The 17585-nt window shown below is 70.2% G+C and carries 12 protein-coding genes and 2 pseudogenes; 8 read left to right on the top strand and 6 right to left on the bottom strand.

All coding sequences use genetic code 11. The features are described 5' to 3' along the window. Positions 1-325, top strand: a pseudogene (locus tag ABD481_RS04135) (lipoyl synthase); the annotation flags it as partial. Positions 326-385: 60 nt separating this feature from the next. Continuing rightward, positions 386-1768: an L-serine ammonia-lyase gene (locus ABD481_RS04130; RefSeq protein ID WP_344664143.1), complete on the top strand. Its 1383-nt coding sequence runs from the start codon at positions 386-388 to the stop codon at positions 1766-1768. Here ABD481_RS04130 and ABD481_RS04125 read toward each other — a convergent pair. From ABD481_RS04125 to ABD481_RS04095, 6 genes and pseudogenes are all read right to left on the bottom strand, one after another. Next, on the bottom strand, positions 1765-2511 hold the full coding sequence (locus ABD481_RS04125) for a nucleotidyltransferase domain-containing protein (RefSeq protein ID WP_344664142.1): 747 nt from the start codon (positions 2509-2511) through the stop codon (positions 1765-1767). The two genes, ABD481_RS04130 and ABD481_RS04125, sit on opposite strands and share 4 nt — an antisense overlap. Positions 2512-2552: 41 nt before the next feature. Next, positions 2553-3992 carry a serine hydrolase domain-containing protein gene (locus ABD481_RS04120; RefSeq protein ID WP_344664141.1) on the bottom strand — a complete coding sequence of 480 codons (1440 nt, stop codon included), beginning with the start codon at positions 3990-3992 and terminating at the stop codon, positions 2553-2555. Then, positions 3989-6029, bottom strand: a pseudogene (locus ABD481_RS47325) (dipeptide ABC transporter ATP-binding protein). Before ABD481_RS47325 ends, ABD481_RS04120 begins: the two are co-directional and overlap by 4 nt. After that, positions 6026-7030 (bottom strand): ABC transporter permease, encoded by a 1005-nt coding sequence (locus tag ABD481_RS04105; protein ID WP_344664138.1) that lies wholly within the window; start codon positions 7028-7030, stop codon positions 6026-6028. The pseudogene ABD481_RS47325 and the gene ABD481_RS04105 overlap by 4 nt, the downstream one beginning before the upstream one ends. Beyond that, entirely contained in the window at positions 7027-7980 is a 954-nt protein-coding gene (locus ABD481_RS04100; protein ID WP_344664137.1) for an ABC transporter permease, read from the bottom strand. Before ABD481_RS04100 ends, ABD481_RS04105 begins: the two co-directional genes overlap by 4 nt. Positions 7981-8081: 101 nt before the next feature. After that, positions 8082-9926 carry a peptide ABC transporter substrate-binding protein gene (locus ABD481_RS04095; protein ID WP_344664136.1) on the bottom strand — a complete coding sequence of 615 codons (1845 nt, stop codon included), beginning with the start codon at positions 9924-9926 and terminating at the stop codon, positions 8082-8084. 232 nt (positions 9927-10158) lie between these two features. On the opposite strand from ABD481_RS04095, the gene ABD481_RS04090 reads away from it, so the two are divergent. The 6 genes from ABD481_RS04090 to ABD481_RS04065 all read left to right on the top strand — a co-directional run bounded on the left by ABD481_RS04090 (position 10159) and on the right by ABD481_RS04065 (position 17434). Next, complete coding sequence (locus ABD481_RS04090) at positions 10159-10920, top strand: FadR/GntR family transcriptional regulator (protein WP_344664135.1); 762 nt, start codon at positions 10159-10161, stop codon at positions 10918-10920. Between the two features lie 173 nt (positions 10921-11093). Next, complete coding sequence (locus ABD481_RS04085) at positions 11094-12119, top strand: LacI family DNA-binding transcriptional regulator (RefSeq protein WP_344664134.1); 1026 nt, start codon at positions 11094-11096, stop codon at positions 12117-12119. Between the two features lie 82 nt (positions 12120-12201). Next, positions 12202-13464: a sugar ABC transporter substrate-binding protein gene (locus ABD481_RS04080; protein ID WP_344664133.1), complete on the top strand. Its 1263-nt coding sequence runs from the start codon at positions 12202-12204 to the stop codon at positions 13462-13464. Positions 13465-13475: 11 nt separating this feature from the next. Then, the gene (locus ABD481_RS04075) at positions 13476-14432 is read left to right on the top strand and encodes a carbohydrate ABC transporter permease (RefSeq protein WP_425559105.1); all 957 of its coding nucleotides are present in this window, start codon (positions 13476-13478) and stop codon (positions 14430-14432) included. Further along, positions 14429-15286: a carbohydrate ABC transporter permease gene (locus tag ABD481_RS04070; protein ID WP_425559104.1), complete on the top strand. Its 858-nt coding sequence runs from the start codon at positions 14429-14431 to the stop codon at positions 15284-15286. Before ABD481_RS04075 ends, ABD481_RS04070 begins: the two co-directional genes overlap by 4 nt. 63 nt (positions 15287-15349) lie before the next feature. Then, positions 15350-17434 carry a glycoside hydrolase family 31 protein gene (locus tag ABD481_RS04065; RefSeq protein WP_344664131.1) on the top strand — a complete coding sequence of 695 codons (2085 nt, stop codon included), beginning with the start codon at positions 15350-15352 and terminating at the stop codon, positions 17432-17434. Positions 17435-17585: the final 151 nt, after the last annotated feature.

Raw genomic sequence — 17585 nt, 5'->3', positions numbered from 1 at the left:
GGACGTCCTCCGCCAAGCCCGCGACCACGGCCTGGTCACCAAATCCAACCTGATCCTGGGCATGGGCGAGGAACGCGAAGAAATCTCCCAAGCCCTCACCGACCTGCGCCAAGCCGGCTGCGACCTGATCACCATCACCCAATACCTGCGCCCCTCACCCCGCCACCACCCGGTGATGCGCTGGGTCAAGCCGCAGGAGTTCGTCGAACTCGCCGAAGAAGCACGCCAGCTCGGCTTCGGCGTCATGTCCGGACCCCTCGTACGCTCCTCCTACCGCGCCGGACGGCTGTACAGGGAGGCGGCTGATCGTAGTCGGAAGGGCTAGCAGCACGAGACGTGTGCATTGCCTTCTTTGCCGTCCTTCACGCTATATAAGGGAGCCTCCATGGCCATCTCCGTGTTCGACTTGTTCTCGATCGGGATCGGGCCGTCGAGTTCGCACACCGTCGGTCCGATGCGCGCCGCCCGCACATTCGCTCTGCGTCTGGAGAGCGAGGAGTTGCTTGGCCAGACGTCTGCTATCCGGGCCGAGTTGTACGGTTCCCTGGGTGCTACCGGCCATGGGCACGGCACACCGAAGGCGGTTCTACTCGGTTTGGAAGGCCATGCCCCGGAGACCGTCGACGTGCAGAGCGCCGATCGAGAAGTCGAACGCATCCGCTCTACAGGACGCCTCCGTTTGCTCGGCGCGCAGGATGGCGTCGGCCATGAGATCGCGTTCGACGCCGATTCCCAGCTGATTCTGCACCGTAGGCGTTCTTTGCCGTATCACGCCAACGGGATGACAATGTTCGCCTACGACGCCGACGGACAGCTGTTGCTGGAGAAGACGTACTACTCGGTGGGCGGCGGGTTCGTCGTCGACGAAGAGGCCGCCGGGGCCGATCGGGTCAAGGCCGACGACACTGTGGTGAAGTATCCGTTCCGCAGCGGGGCGGAACTGCTGCGTCTCGCGCGCGAGACCGGCCTGTCCATATCGTCGCTGATGCTGGAGAACGAGAAGGCCTGGCGCAGCGAGGACGAGATCCGCGCGGGCCTTGTCGCGATCTGGCAGGTCATGCAGGAGTGCGTCCGCACAGGCCTGGGCACCGAAGGCATCCTGCCCGGCGGCCTGAAAGTCCGCAGACGCGCCGCCGCGGGCGCGCGGACCCTCCGCGCCGAGGGGACCGGGTCGGCCAACGCCATGGAGTGGGTGACGCTCTACGCGATGGCCGTCAACGAGGAGAACGCCGCCGGCGGCCGCGTCGTCACCGCGCCGACCAACGGCGCAGCCGGCATCATCCCCGCGGTGCTGCACTACTACCTCACCTTCGTCCCCGGCGCGGACGAGGACAACATCGTCCGCTTCCTGCTCGCCGCTGGCGCCATCGGCATGCTCTACAAGGAGAACGCCTCGATCTCCGGAGCGGAAGTCGGCTGCCAGGGCGAGGTCGGCTCCGCCTGCTCCATGGCCGCCGCCGGCCTCACCGAGGTCCTCGGCGGCACCCCGGAGCAAGTGGAGAACGCCGCCGAGATCGGTATCGAACACAACCTCGGACTGACCTGCGACCCGGTGGGCGGCCTGGTCCAGATCCCCTGCATCGAACGCAACGGGATGGCGTCGGTGAAAGCCATAACCGCCGCCCGCATGGCCCTGCGCGGCGACGGCCGACACCACGTCTCGCTCGACAAGGCGATCAAGACGATGAAGGAGACGGGCGCCGACATGAAGGTCAAATACAAGGAGACGTCGCGCGGCGGGCTCGCGGTCAACGTTATTGAGTGCTAGATGGACAGAGTGCGCCTGATACCGCGCTTCACAAATGCGCGGGCACGTCTCGCCCGGCGAATACGCCGCAATCGGCTGATCGGTTGGGGATTCGAGTAGCGGCGATCGTGGATGTCGCGGACCACATCTGCGGGCGCGCCGAGTTTCGGTAGTTCGGCCAGAGCTTCGCGCTTTGTGATCAGTTTTCCGTCGCGCAGTGTGACGGTGGCGCGGGCCAGGGTCAGCAGGCCCAGGTCCACCCAGATGTCGCGCATCCAGAGTCGGGGTCTGCCCGTGGCCGGAAGCCAGAACTCTGCCAAGTCGCGCCGGATGAAGGCCTCCAACTGGCCGGACGTAAGGGGTGGAAGCAGTTCCGTCGGGACCGGGCCATGGAGGATCAGCCCGCCGTCGAGCAGCTCGCGGCGGGTGACCGGTGTGACGGGGCGTTCCATGAGCGTGCCATGAGCCCAGGTGACATGTTTGGTCTCGGCCTCGGCGAGCGCCGTTCTGGCCATGTAGGAGCAGTGCAGCTCGGCTGCGGCCGGCTCAGTGTCTACGAGCCTCTGGTGAAGGTCTGCCAGCCGGTCCCTGTGCTCGCTGTCCAACGGATGTTCGACCACTGCGATGAGGTCGAGGTCGCTGCGTCCGGGTTGGAAGTCGCCCAGCGCGAGCGAACCGTGTGCCCACACGGCCACCGTCGGCACCTCCAGCTGGAGCTCGGAGACGAACCGCGTGAGCACACCATCCGTTTCTGTCACCGACATGTCGGGAATCCTCGCATATCGGCGCGCGCTACGCCGTGGGTCTACTCCCCCAGGCTCGTTTCCCGGTGCGCCAGGTAGTCAGCCCACTGGCGGTAGTCCAGCCCTGCGATGTCCGCCGTCTCGATCCGCCCGGCCTCGTCCCGGACGAACGACACCTCCTCCCCGGCGCTCCCGTAGCCCGCCGCGCGCGCGATCGTGCCGTGATCCGCGTCGGACAGTCGCACCACCGCGGGGGCGTTGAACGGGTCCAGTGCCGCCGGGTCGACCATCAGCAGCCAGTCGTCGACCGGCACGAGGTCGGTGGCGCCCCAGGGCGAGAAGAAGCGGTTGGCGTGGTCTGTTGTGACGAGTCCGGGGGCAGAGCGCAGGGATTCGTCGAGCTTCGGGGTGATGAAGAAGTCGAGGATGGCGAGCGCCGCTTCGGACAGCGCGCGTGGGCGGCCGTCTTGTGCGTTCACTGCGACGCTGACGGCTATTTTGGCGTTCGCGTCGAAGCGGGTGCACGACAGGTAGCCGGGGAAGGCACCGCGATGGCCTGCTATGTCGCGATCCCCGATCTGGACGAGGTCGAAGCCGCTGGCGTAATCCTGGCCGTCGATCGGCAGGTGCCATTGGATCTTCTGCATGTCGCGCTTGGCGGTGTCGGGGAGGAGGGTCTCGTTGCCGATGAAGTGGGCTGAGGCGAAGGTGCAGAGGTCGGCGACCGTCGAATAGAACCCGGTGGCCGGCGCCAGCGCGTGGGTGGCGATCGCGGGGTAGGTGACGCGCGGCGCCCTGAGGTGGCTGGGGCCGTAGCCGACGGCCATCGCGCCGCCGGCGTCCCCAGCGTCCCCGGCCTGCCCGGCTAGCCCGGCCTGCCTGTCGACATCGGCACCGGTCGCGCTCAGGCCGAGCGGGTTCAGAATGGCGTCCTGGACGAAGTCGCCGAACGGCTGCCCGCTGACCGCCTCGATCACGGCGCCCAGCACGCCGAAGCCGATGTTCGAGTACTTCATCCGAGTGTTCGACGGGAACACGAGACGAGAACTCAGGACGGCGTCCCGCAGCTCCCCCGCGTCCGGGAACGGCCGGTCCACGTCCCAGAACCGGGCGTCGGAGCTGTCGCGTGTGAGCCCAGAACCGTGGCTGAGCAGCTGCCGGATGGTGACCTTGGCCAGGTCGGGATCGACTCCGTCGCGGAACCACGCCACGTGCTTCGCGACCGGGTCGTCGACGTGGAGCAGTCCGCGCTCGGCCAGGATGAACACAGCCGTCGCGGTGAACATCTTGGACTGCGACGCGACCCGCATCCTGTGGCCGGTGGTCAGCGGGATGCCGCGCTCCACGTCCGCCAAGCCGTAGGCCCGCGACCAGAGGAGTTCGTCCTCGTACTGCACCGCGGCGACCAGGCCGGGCCAGGAGGTGCTGAGGAACTGGAAGTCGAACCAGCCGTCGAGGTACTCGACGGCGCGCTTAATCCGGTCTCGGGGAGTGAGGGTCATCGCGGTCCTTGCGTTTCGGCGGCGGGCGAGGGACTGGGGAGTGGAAAGTGGCAGGCGACCTGGTGCCCCGGCGCCACGTTCCGCGGCCGTGGTTCCTCCACGGCGCAGAGCTCCGTGGCCAGCGGACACCGGGTCCGGAAGCGGCAGCCGGACGGCGGGTCGACCGCGGACGGCAGGTCGCCGCCGAGGCTCGCGCTCTCCTTGTGCCGCTCCCGCCGCGGATCGGGGTGCGGGATCGCGGCCAGCAGCGCGGCCGTGTAGGGGTGCGCGGGCCGGGTGTAGACCGACGCGACCGGGCCGGTCTCGACCAGTTTGCCGAGGTACATGACGCCGACGTGGTCGGCGAAGTACCGGACGGTGGTCAGGTCGTGGGAGATGACGATGTAGGTGATGCCGTGGGCGCGTTGCAGGGTCCGCATGAGGTTCAGCACCTGGGCCCGCACCGACACGTCGAGCCCGGAGACCGGCTCGTCGGCGACGACGAGCCGCGGCCGGACCGCCAGGGCGCGGGCGATGCCGACGCGTTGCAGCTGGCCGCCGGACATCTCGTGGGGGTAGCGGCGCATCGCGTCGGCGGGCAGGCCGACCTCGTCCAGCAGGTCGAGGATCAGGCGTCGGCGTTGTTCGCGGGCCTGCTCGCGCTGCACGGCCAGGGGCTCGCCGAGGCTGGCGGCGATCTTCATGCGCGGGTCCAGGGAGGATCGCGGATCCTGGAAGACGAGTTGGACGTCGCGCCAGAACCGCCGCCGGTCCGCACCCCGCAGCCGCGTCGTGTCCTCCCCGGCGACCTGGATCGTTCCGGACGTCGGCCGCTCCAGGCCGACGATCAGCCGCCCGAGCGTCGACTTGCCGCAGCCGGACTCGCCGACCAGTCCGAAGGACGCTCCTTGCGGGACGACGAGGGAGACGTCGGAAACGGCGTGGACACGCTGGGCCGCGCGGCGGAACATCGGGCCGGCGACCGGGTACTCCTTGACGACCCGGTCCAGCGATACCAGCGGCGGCGCGGTGCCGGCGTCGTTCTCGGGCTGGTCAGCCATGGCTGTGCTCCGCTCTGCTCAGGCCCCGGGGATGGACGCACCGATGGCTGTGCATCGGCGACAGCTCCCGCCAAGGGAGGTCCGCGGCGGAACAGGCGTCGTCGGCGAAACCGCAGCGCGGCGCGAACCGGCATCCCGGACCCACGCGGTCGAGCCGGGGCGGAAGCCCCGGGATGGTCCGCAGCGGCCGGCTCAGGTCGGTGTCGAGCGTCGGCACGGATTCCAGCAGCGCCCTGGTGTAGCGGTGCTGCGGGGAGTCGAAGATCTCCAGGACCGGACCGACCTCCGCGAGCTGCCCGGCGTACATGACCCCGACCCGGTCGGCGTTCGCCGCGATCACGCCCATGTCGTGCGTGACCAGCAGGATCGACATGCCCAGCTCGGCCCGCAGCCGCTGGAACAGCCGCAGGATCTGGTCCTGCGTGGTGACGTCGAGCGCCGTCGTCGGCTCGTCGGCGATGAGCAGCTTGGGCCGGCAGATCAGCGCGGCGGCGATGCAGACGCGCTGCCGCATGCCGCCGGACAGCTGGTGCGGATACGCGTCGAGCACGCGGCCCGGGTTCGGCAGCCCGACCAGGTCGAGCATCTGCTCGGCGGCGTGCCGGGCGGCGCGGGCGGTGGTGTCGCGGTGCAGCCGGAACGGCTCGGCGACCTGGCGGCCGACCTTCATCGTCGGGTTGAGCGTGGTCATCGGATCCTGGAAGACCACTCCGACAAGATCGCCGCGGATCCGGCGCAGCTCGCGTTCCCGCAGGCCGGTGAGGGTCCGGCCGGCGACGGACACCGTGCCGGCCACGGTCCTCGCCGCGCTCGGCAGCAGGCCGGCGATCGCCATGCCGAGCGTGGTCTTGCCGCAGCCGGACTCGCCCACGAGCCCGAACACCTCGCCTTCGGCGATGGTCAGCGACGCCCCGTCCACGGCGCGCAGGCTTCCGTCCCGGGTGGCCACGTCCACGCACAGGTTCTCGACGCGGGCCGCGATGTGCTGTTCGGTCATCTCAAGGTCCTCAGCCGTGCGTCGAAGATCTCCCGCAGCCCGTCGCCGATCAGGTAGAAGGCGGCGACGACGAGCACGATGGCGATTCCGGGCGGGTAGACCAGCCACCAGTAGCCGGCCTGCACGTAGTCCAGGCCGCTGGAGAGCATGCCGCCCCAGGTGGCGGCGGGCGGCGGCAGGCCGAGGCCGAGGTAGCTCAGGGTCGCGACGGCGAGGATGGCGTCGGCGACCTGGAAGGTCGCGTTCACCATGATCGTGCCGACGGTGTTGGGCAGGACGTGCCGCACGATGATCCGCGGGGCCCGGGCGCCCATCAGGCGCGCCGCCTTCACGTAGTCGCGGACGCGGATCGTCAGGGTCTCGCCGCGCACGAAGCGGGCCGGGCCGAGCCAGGCCAGGAGCCCGAGGATGACGATCAGCTTCGGCACCGAGGGGTGCCAGATGGTGGACAGCACCAGGAGCAGCAGGATCGCCGGGATGGCGAGCATGGCGTCCACGACGCGCATCATCATCGCGTCGACGGCGCCGCCGAAGTAGCCGGCGACGGCGCCCCAGGCCGTGCCGAGCACCACTGCCAGCAGGGCGGCGCCGAGGCCGATCTCGATGGCGGACTGCCCGCCGAGCATCAGGCGGCCCAGCTGGTCGTAGCCGACGGCGTCGGTGCCGAGCGGATGGCCCGGGCCCGGCGGCAGGGTCTGGTCGGCCAGGGACGCGTTGGTCTGGTCGCTGTGGTAGAACACCGGGCCGAGGAAGCAGAACCCGACCATCAGCACCAGGACCACGAGGCCGGCGAGCATGAGCCGGTTGCGCCGGAGCCCGGCGACGAGAGCGCGGCCCACACCGATCGGCGCCTTCCCGGGCACCGGGCCTGGACGCGGAGTTCCGGCCGGGCCGAGGGAGGAATCGCCCGGGGCAAGGGAGGAACCGCTCGGGGCGAGAGTGGGATCGTTCGGGGCGAGAGTGGGGTCGTTCGGGACAAAGGAGGAGTCGGCGGCGGTCATCGGCCGCTCCTGACCCGCGGGTCGACGAGCTGGTAGGCGGCGTCGGCCAGGAAGGAGCCGAGCACCGTCGCGGTCGCGACCGCCATCGACACGCCGAGCAGCACCGGATAGTCGTCGGACAAGGCGGCGTGGTAGAGCAAGAGTCCCATCCCCGGGTAGTTGAAGACGACTTCGACGATCACCGCGCCGCCGATCAGCGACGGCAGGCTGAGCCCGATCAGCGTCACGACCGGGATGAGCGCGTTGCGCAGCGCGTGCACCAGCAGCACGCGCGAGCGGGACGCCCCTCGGGCCTTGGCCGCGCGGACGTAGTCCTGGGTCAGTTCGTCGGTCAGCGACGAGCGGATGTAGCGGCTGAAGGCCGCCAGGGTGACCAGCGCGATGGTGAGCACCGGCAGCACCATGGCCTGCGGATGGCTCAACACTTGGGCCAGGTCGCCCTGCGGGGCCTCGGCCGGCAGCACGCCGAGCCGGACCGCGAACACGTCGACCAGCAGCAGCGCGAGCCAGAAGACCGGCATCGAGTACAGCGTGAAGGCCAGGCCGGACAGCGCCGCGTCCAGCGGCCGTTTGCGCTGCGCGGCCTGCGCGATGCCGACGCCGATCGCCAGGACGACGGCGACCAGCAAAGCGGTGCCGGTGAGCACGAGCGTCTTGGGCAGGTTGGCCGACAGCAGGGCATTGACCGACTGGTTCTGCTGGTAGCTGTATCCGAGGTCGCCCTGAAGGAGTTGGCCGAGCCAATTCAGATACTGACCCGGGATCGGCTGATCCAGCCCGTTGGCGCGGTTGAACGCCTCGATGGCGCTGGGCGTGGCGCGCGTCCCGAGTTCGGCGCGCGCCGGCCCTCCCGGCAGCAGGTGTTCGAGCGTGAAGACGATGACGGACACCAGGAGCAGGACCACGACGGCCTGGCCCAGCCTCCGGGCGAGTTGTTTGGTCGGCGCCATGCTGCTCCCTGGTGTCGCGTCGTGGTGTCTTCGTGTCGTGGTGCGGTGTTGCGGCGGCGCAGTGGTGCCGCAGTGTCAGCCGGTCCGTCGGAGGCGGCCGGTCAGCGGGTGAAGGACCACTGCTCCGGCGTCAGCGGCAGGCTCGGACTCTGCAGGTCGACGCCTTGAAGGTGCTTGGCCACCAGGGTCAGGTTCTGGCCGCCGGGCAGCCAGATCACGGGCAGCTGCTGGGCCAGGTAGTCCTGATAGTCGACCAGCGCCTGGGAGCTGCCGCCGGTGAGCGTCTGCTGGATGAGCTCGTCGGCCTTCGGATCGTGGTAGCTGCCGAAGTTGGAGCCGGCGCTGCTGGTGAACAGGCCCTCGCCGGTGGGCACGGCGCCGCCGTAGCCCCAGCCCTCGTAGTACAGGGCCTGCCAGCCGCAGGAGGCCTCGGCCGCGGTGCACTTGGCGGCGGCGCCGAAGACCGTGTTGAACGGGGCGGTGCTGAGGTTCACGGTGATACCGGCCGCGGCCGCGTCCGTCTTGAACTGCTGCATCATCAGGTCCGCCGGGCTGTCGCCGGAGACGTACTGGAGGTTGAAGGCGAGCTTGGCGCCCTGGGCGATGCCGGCGCCGCACTGGTCCGCGCCGGTGCCGGGGTTGGTACAGGTGCTGCCGCCGGACGGCGAGACGGTCCAGCCGTGGGACTTCAGCAGGTCCACCGCGTGGGCGGTGTCGAAGGGGTAGGAGTTGTCCTTCTCGCTGGCGGAGTAGAAGGGGTTCTTCGGCTCCACCGGGACCGGTCCGTAGTTGGGGTAGCCGTAGCCGCCCATGGCCTTGGCGATGTAAAGCGGCTGATTCACGGCGGATTGCAGAGCCTGACGGATGTACAGCTGCTGATACAGCGGCCCGGTCTGCGGGTTGTTGAAGTTGAACTGGATGTAGTTGATGCTGAAGTTCGAGATCGGGTCGAGCCGGTACCCGGCGCCCTCGATGCGGGTCTTCGCCGGCAGGGCTGCCGTCGGCAGGTAGCCGACGTCCACTCCCCCGCCGGACAGCAGCGAGTTCTGGAGAGCGGTCGCGCTGGTGAACGGCTTCTCGCTGAACCCGGTCAGCTGGTGGTTGCTGGGGCCGGCGTAGTTCGGGTTCGGGACGAAGTCGATCTGGCCGGCGGTGTCGAAGGTCTTGAGCTTCCAGGGTCCGTCCACGACCTGCCACAGTGGGTTGGTCGCGTAGGAGGAGACGTCCTTGGCCTGGCTGACCAGGTAGGTGTAGACCTGCTTGGCGCCGTCGGCCGTCTGGTCGTGGTCGCCGACGGCGCCGTCGGCGGAGGTCTTGTCCCAGGCGTGCTGCGGCATCGGCGTGATCTGGGACAGCTCGTTGTAGGTGAACCACTGCGGGTTGACCGGTCCGGTCAGCTGGAAGGTCAGCTGCGTGGGGCTGTCGGCGCTCCAGGACTTCACGTTGTCCGGGAACTGACCCGGGGTGTACTTGGCGAAGTCGGTCTTCTGGGCGACCAGCAGACGTAGGAAGAAGTCGACGTCGCGCGTGGTGACGGGCTTGCCGTCGGACCACGTGTACTTCTTCAGGTTGACAACAACCGTAGTGTTGTTGTTGCTGTACGCCGGTTCGTCGGCCAGGCTCAGCGAGTCGTTGAGCACGTACTGGCCGTCCTTGCCGATGGCGTACAGCGGACGGAACATCAGGCCCTGGAAGGCGCCGGTGTTGGCGACCGAGTAGTTCTGCCCCGGGATGATCGGGAAGATCCAGTTCGGCGTCACGCCCACGCCCTGGGCGTAGGTCACGGTGGTCTTGCCGGCCGCGCCGATCGCGTTTCCTGCGGACGAACCCCCGGAACAGCCGGCCAGCGCGGTGGCGGCCAGTAGCGCGGCCCCCGCCGCGGCGTATCCACGAACCGTGCTCCGACGCCGGGATATCCCGCGCCGCCGTCCCTCAGAATCGCGCACCACAGCCTCCTGTAAATGGGATTATGGGAGTCCCTTTGGGCCGAAGGCTATGCTAACGTTCGGTGAACCGTCAACGGGATCTGTCCGAACTCCGGCAGCGGCTCTACCAGCGGCATTGACAATGTGGTCAAGAGAGCAGTCAAGAGAGCAGTCGAGAAAGCAGCCGACAGAGCGGCCGGCGCCGAACGCGTCGAGCGTGCCGTCGGCGGCGCGAGGCGCAGGAGGAGTACGGGTGTCCGGGGGTCTTGGTGCGGGTGCCGGAGCGGTCGAACCGCTGGCCCCGATGCGCAATGCGGAGCGCCTGGTCGAGCGCATGGTCGCGGCGATCGCGCTCGGCAGTTTCGCGGTCGGCCAGAAGCTGCCCCCGGAGCGCGAGCTCGCCGCCCAGCTGGGCGTCAGCCGCGTGACGCTGCGCGAGGCGCTGCATCAGCTGGAGCGGCAGGGATACGTGGCCATCCGCCGCGGCCGGGCCGGCGGCGCGTTCGTGACCTCGGCGCGCGGTTCGGACTCGGCGGACCTGGTGCGCCGCGCCCTGGAGCCGCGGTGGCAGCAGCTGGAGTGGACGTTCGACCTGAACGACCACCTCAACCCGGTGATCGCCAGGCTGGCCGCCGAGCGCCGCACCCCGGAGGACGTCGACCGCATCCACGCCGCCGTCGCGGCGTACGTCGCGGCCGAGGACGACCGCACCGCCATGCGGATGGCCGACCACGCGATCCACAACGCGATCGCGCAGGCGACGCACAACCCTCATCTGGTCGTCATCGAGCACCAGATGCGCTCCGAGCTGAGCCTGGGCACCGACGCGCTGCCGACCTCGGCCGAGATCCGGGCCCAGGCGCTGCGGGACCACCGCGAACTGGCCGCCGCGGTCGCCGCCGGCGAGGCCGACCTGGCCGCCGACATCGCCCAACGGCACATCCACGAGCTGGTGGAACGGCCGCTGCGCGAGCTCTACAACCGCGCGGCGGAGTTTCCGGACAAGCGGGGCTGAAGGCGGAACCCGGACCGAAGTAAGAACCCGGACTGAAGTAAGAACCCGGAGCGAAGCGGACCCGGTGGACAACGTTTTGGCCACCGGGCCGCCGGCACCCGTTGCGCGATCGGAAACACCGATGCTACGTTCACGCAACATCGAATCAGTTCGACGATCCGGAGGGGGTCACCGTGGCGGTCACGATCGCTGACGTCGCCAAGCACGCGGGTGTCTCCCGCAGCACCGTGTCGTACGTGCTGAGCGGTACCCGCTCGATCTCGGCGCAGACCCGGCAGCGGGTCGAGGCCGCGATCGAGGAGTTACAGTTCCGGCCGCACGCCGGGGCCCGGTCCATCCGGTCGGGCCGCAACGGCGTGATCGCCATGGCGCTGCCCATGGTCTACGGGCCGCACAACCAGGTGCAGATGCCTTACGTCTGGGCCACTCTCACCGCCGCGCAGGACCTGGGCCTCAAGCTCCTGATGCTCACCGACGACGACGGCGAGACCGCGATCCGGGACACCGTGGTCGGCTCGCAGGTCGACGGGGTGATGCTGATGGAGGTGCAGCGCAACGACCCGCGGGTGGCACTGCTGGGCTCGCTGAAGTGCCCGGCGGTGCTGGTCGGGACGCCCGACGACAGCGCCCGGCTGCCGTACGTCGACTTCGACGCGGCGCTGGCCGGCCGGCTGTGCGCCGAGCACCTGCTGGACCTCGGGCACAAGCGCGTCGGCTACGTCGGGCAGTCGCCCGCGACGTTCCGCCGGGACGTGGCCTACGCGGTGCACGCCCGGGACGCGGCGCTGGGGACGCTGCGCAAGGCCCGGGCCCAGGCCGCCTGGACCCCGTGCGACGGGCAGGCCGCCGACGTGGCCCGGGCCGTCGACGGGCTGCTGGCCAAGGTCCACGGCCTGACCGGGCTGATCGTCTACAACGAGCGGGCGCTGCCGCTGGTGCTGGACCGCCTGGCGGGCCTGGGCCTGCGGGTGCCGCAGGACGTCTCGGTGGTCGCGGTGTGCCCCGACGACGAGGCCGAGCGGCAGCCGGTCCCGACCACCGCGGTGGCCCTGCCGGTGGAGGAGCTGGCCCGCACCGCCGTCCGGCTGCTGGCCGGGCAGGTCAACGGGGAGTCCGTACCGTCGGTGACGATCCTGGCGCCGACGCTGAAAGTCCGCGACACCACCGCGCCGGCCCCGGCCGGCGGCTCCGGCCGCTAGCCGGATCCCGCTCGCCCGTCCGCCCCCGGCGGCACCGGCGTCGGTGTGCCTCATCATCGAATCGATTCGAAAGGTAAAGGCAATGATATTCGTGTCCCAGCGGGTCAGGTCTCCCAAGGCCGGTCTCGGCGCCCTGGCGGCCGCCTCGGCCTGTCTGCTCGCGCTGTCCGCGTGCGGCTCCGGCGGCTCCTCCGGTTCCGGCTCGGGATCCGGCGGCACCCTGACGCTCAACGAGACCGACTACTACGGCTCGGCGCCGCAGAACACGCAGATCCAGGGCGTGCTCACCGAATGCGCCAACCAGGTCGGCGGCGTCACCGTCGTGCACCACGAGCTGCCGCGCGAGCAGCTGATGCCCAAGCTGCTCCAGCAGGCCTCGTCGAAGTCGCTGCCGGACCTGGTGCTGCTGGACAACCCGGACCTCCAGCAGATGGCCTCCACCGGCGGCCTGGTGTCGCTGTCCGGGGCCGGGCTGTCGACCGAGGGCCTGTACCCGTCGATCGTGGCGGCCGGCACCTACCAGGGACAGCTCTACGGCGTCGCCCCGGGCGTGAACGGCCTGGCGCTCTACTACAACAAGGACGTGTTCGCCGCGGCCGGGCTCAACCCGCCGACCACGTGGGACGAGCTGACCGCCGCCGCCGAGAAGCTCACCGCCGGCGGCAAGCAGGGCATCGCGTTCTCGGCCGTCGGCACCGAGGAGGGCAGCTTCCAGTTCGAGCCGTTCTTCTGGACCGCCGGCGCCGACCTGAAGACCCTGAACTCCCCGCCGGCGGTGCAGGCCCTGACCCTGTGGAAGACCTTCGTCGACAAGGGCTGGGCCTCCAAGTCGGTGGTGAGCTGGACCCAGGCCGACGTCAACCAGCAGTTCGCGGCCGGGAACGTGGCGATGATGGTGAACGGCCCCTGGCAGCTGCCGGGCCTGAACGCCAAGACCGACCTGCACTTCGGCACCGTGCCGATCCCGGTGCCCTCGGCGAGCGCCAAGCCGGTCACACCGCTCGGCGGCGAGGTCTGGGCCGTCGGCCACAGCAACCCGGCCCGCGAGGCCAAGGCGGTCGCCGTGGTGAAGTGCCTGCTCAGCGCCGAGAAGGCGGCCGAGTGGTCGAAGGACGCCGGCTACATCCCGAGCAACCAGGCGGCCGCGGCCCAGGTCGGCGCCGCCGACCCGCAGCTTCAGGCGTTCGTCACCGAGATCGCCACCGCGCAGGCCCGCACGGCCGTGCTCGGCACCGCCTACCCGAAGGTCAGCACCGCGCTGTACACGGCGCTCCAGGCCGCGCTGGCCGGCGGCACCTCCCCGCAGGACGCGCTGAACCAGGCGCAGAGCCAGGCCGGCTCCTGAGGATGTCCGCGATGCTCAGCAAGGCCGCTCCCGCCGCCCCGGCGGCGGGGGCGGCCCCGGATCGCGCCCGCCGCTCCGGCGGGCGCCGCACCGCCTGGCGGGTCGCGGGGTTCGTCGTCCCGGCGTGGATCTACGTGCTCTGCTTCTACGTGTATCCGCTGTTCGCCAACGTCCGCATGGGCTTCCAGGACTACACGGTCTCCTCGTTCTACTCCGGATCCGCGCCCGACGTCGGGCTGCGCAACTACCGCTCGATCTGGCAGAACCCGCAGTTCGGCGGCATCGTGCTGAACACGGTGCTGTTCACCGTCGGCTCGCTGGTCTTCCAGTTCGGCCTCGGCCTGGCGCTGGCGGTGTTCTTCCGCCGCCGGTTCCGGCTGAACGGGGTGCTGCGCTCGCTGCTGCTGGTGCCGTGGCTGCTGCCGCTGGTGGTGTCCGGGACGGTGTGGCGGTGGATGATGTACGCCGACTCCGGCGTGCTGAACTCGGTGCTGCTGAACCTGCACGTCGTCGACAAGCCGGTGCCGTGGCTGGTGAGCACCACGTGGTCGCTCACGGCCGTGACCCTGGTCAACGTCTGGGTCGGGATCCCGTTCAACATGGTGATCCTCTACGGCGGACTCCAGGGCATCCCGGAGCAGCTCTACGAAGCGGCGGCGATCGACGGCGCGAACGCCTGGCAGCGCTTCCGGCGCATCACCTGGCCGATGCTGCGGCCGGTCACGCTGGTGGTGCTGACCCTGGGCCTGATCTACACCGTCAAGGTCTTCGACGTCATCCAGATCGTCACGCAGGGCGGTCCGGCGAACTCCTCGCAGACCCTGACCACCTACGCCTACAACCTGTCCTTCCAGCAACTGGAGTTCGGCAAGGGCGCGGCCGTCGGCAACATGCTGATCCTGGTGGCGATCGTGTTCGCCGTCCTGTATCTGCGCGCCGTCCGCGAGCCGGAGGGGAAGCAGTCATGAGCATCGCCGGTTCTTCCCCGGTGCGCCGGGGCCGGTCGCGGAAGCTCCGCACGGGCCTGTCCACCGCGTTCGGGATCGCCGTCGTCGCGATCATGCTGTTCCCGCTGTACTGGATGGTCAACGCCTCGCTGCTCAAGCCTTCGGACCTGGTCAGCCGCACCCCGACGTGGTTCCCGCTGCACGGCACTCTGGACGGCTACCGCTCCGCATTCCGCGCCGAGGGCGGGCACCTGCTGATCAGCCTGATCGTGTCGCTCGGCGCGGTCGCGGTGACGCTGCTGGTCGCGGCGCCGGCCGCGTACGGCCTGGCCAAGCTGCGGGTCCCCGGACGGCGGGTGCTAATGTTCGCGCTCCTGGTCGCGCAGATGATCCCCGGCATCGTGATGGCGAACTCGCTGTACCTGGCCGCCGACAAGCTCGACCTGGTCAACTCGCCGCTGGCGCTGATCCTGGCCGACTCGACGCTGTGCGTGCCGTTCGCCACCCTCATCCTCCAGTCGTTCCTGCGCGGCGTGCCCGACGAGCTGGCCGAGGCGGCCTCGCTCGACGGCGCCTCCAAGTTCCGGACCTTCGTGTCGGTGATGCTGCCGGTGGCCCGCAACGGGGTCATCACCGCCGCGCTGTTCTCCTTCCTGTTCGCCTGGGCCGACTTCCTGTTCGGCGTCACCCTGACCACCGAGGACAACCGGGCGCCGATCACCGTCGGCCTGTACCGGTTCATCGGCGCCAACCTCGTGGACTGGAACGGCGTCATGGCCACCGGCGTCATCGCCTCGGTCCCGGCCGCGGCGCTGCTCATCGCGGCGCAGCGCTACGTCGCGGCCGGCATCGGCAGCGCCGCGCTCAAGGACTGACCGCGCGCCGCCTCCCCTGTCTTCACCGCCCTGCCGACCCACAGTTCCAACCCGGGAGACTTCGTGCCCAACCCGTTCACCACCGACGACCGCGCCCTGAGCTGGAGGAGCGGCAACCAGCTGCTGACCGTCGAGCCGTGGGGCCCCGACAGTGTCCGGATCCGTGCCGGGCTGCACCGGATCCGGACCGATCTGCCCGGTGCCCTGGCCGAGGTTGCGCCGTCCGACGCACCCGGCGCGCCTGGCGACACCGGGGGCACCGCTGATACCGGCGACACCGGCGACACCGGCGACACTGCTGATACCGGGAACGCGCGGATCGCGATCGCCGCCGACCGGACCCACGCCACGCTGGTGAACGGCCGCGCCACCGTCCGCGTCGAGGCCGCCACCGGCCTGCTCGCCGTGCACCGCACCGACACCGGGGCCGAGGTGCTGCGCGAGCAGCCGGCCCATTTCTGGTGGCCCGGGCCCCGCCACTTCGAGGCCGCCGGCGGCGGCCTGCACCGCGTCGAGCAGCGCTTCGCCGCCTACGCCGGCGAGCGGATCTACGGGCTGGGCCAGCACGGCCACGGCCGGCTGGACCAGAAGGGCATGGTCGTCGACCTGGTCCAGCGCAACGGCGAGGTGACGATCCCGTTCGCCGTCTCCAGCCGGGGCTACGGCCTGCTGTGGAACAACCCCGCCGTCGGCCGGGTGGAGTTCGCCGGCAACGGCACCCGCTGGGTGGCCGACCGGGCCCGGCAGATCGACTACTGGCTCACTGTCGGCGACACCCCCGGACAGATCCTCACCCGCTACGCCGAGGCCACCGGCTTCCCCTCGCCGATGCCGCGCTGGGCGTCAGGGTTCTGGCAGAGCAAGCTGCGCTACCGCGACCAGGAGGAACTACTGGCGGTCGCGCGCGAGTACGCGGCCCGCGGCCTGCCGCTGTCGGTCCTGGTGATCGACTACCTGCACTGGCGGCACCTCGGCGAGTGGGACTTCGACAGCGGCGCGTGGCCCGACCCGCGCGCCATGGTCGAGGAGCTGCGGGCGCTGGGTGTCGAGCCGGCGGTGTCGGTGTGGCCGTCGGTCAGTCCTCTGTCCGACAACTACCTGCCGATGCGCGACGCCGGGATGCTGGCCACGGCCGACAACGGCGCCGCGACGACCGGGGCCTGGCCCGAGGGCGAGGACGGCGTCGAGATCGGCGTCGCCTTCTACGACGCCACCGATGCCCGGGCCCGCGAGTTCGTCTGGGACAAGCTCGAAACCAACTACTACAAGCTGGGCATCCGGGCGTTCTGGCTGGACGGCTGCGAGCCGGAGATCCGCCCCGCCCCGCACACGCTCACCTACGCCGCCGGCGTCGGCAGCGAGGTCGCCAACCTCTATCCGCGCGAACACGCCCGCGGGGTGTACGAGCACATGCGCGCGGCGGGCGAGACCGAGGTCCTGTCCCTGACGCGCTCGGCGTGGGCCGGATCCCAGCGCTACGGCGTCGCCTTGTGGTCCGGCGACATCGAACCCAGTTTCAGTGCCCTGACGGCGGCGATCCCGGCGGGCCTGAACGTCGCCATGTCCGGGCTGCCGTGGTGGAACACTGATATCGGCGGGTTCCACGGCGGCGACCCGGACGATCCGGACTACCGCGAACTGGTCGTGCGCTGGTTCCAGTTCGGCGTGTTCTGCCCCGTCTTCCGGCTGCACGGACACCGCGAGCCCCGGGTCAGCCACGGCACCGTCGGCGCCGGCGGCGGCCCGAACGAGGTCTGGGCCTACGGTCCCGAGGCCTACGAGGCCATCACCGCGATGCTGCGACTGCGCGAGCGGCTGCGCCCCTATATCCACGCGCACCTGCACGAAGGCGAGACCACTGGCATCCCGCTCATGCGTCCGCTGCTGCTCGCCTTCCCCGAGGACGAGGCGGCGTGGGAGGTCGAGGACCAGTACTTGTTCGGGCCCGACATCCTCGTCGCCCCCGTCACCGAGCTCGGCGCCCGCCAGCGCCGCGTCTACCTGCCGGCCGGCGCCGAGTGGACCCATGTCGACTCCGGAGAGCGTCACGTCGGCGGACGGCACATCACCGTCGACGCGCCGCTGGACCGCATTCCCCTGTTCGTGCGTGACGACGCCGAGCCGCCGCTGAGCGAGGAGGCCCGCTGAGCCGAGGCCCGAGGCGACGGCCCGGGCAGTCCACCACCCCGACGCGTATGGAACGCCGCTGACGATCCGATCCCCAACCTGGCCGGCTGACCGGCCGGCCAGGTCATCCTCGGAGGAACTCAATGAAGCGAACCACCCCGCACCGTCTCTC

It is taken from the genome of Catenulispora yoronensis, assembly GCF_039531695.1.
Lineage (GTDB): Bacteria > Actinomycetota > Actinomycetes > Streptomycetales > Catenulisporaceae > Catenulispora > Catenulispora yoronensis.
Note: the sequence above shows the minus strand (reverse complement) of the source record. Positions and strands in the feature narration are given on the sequence as shown.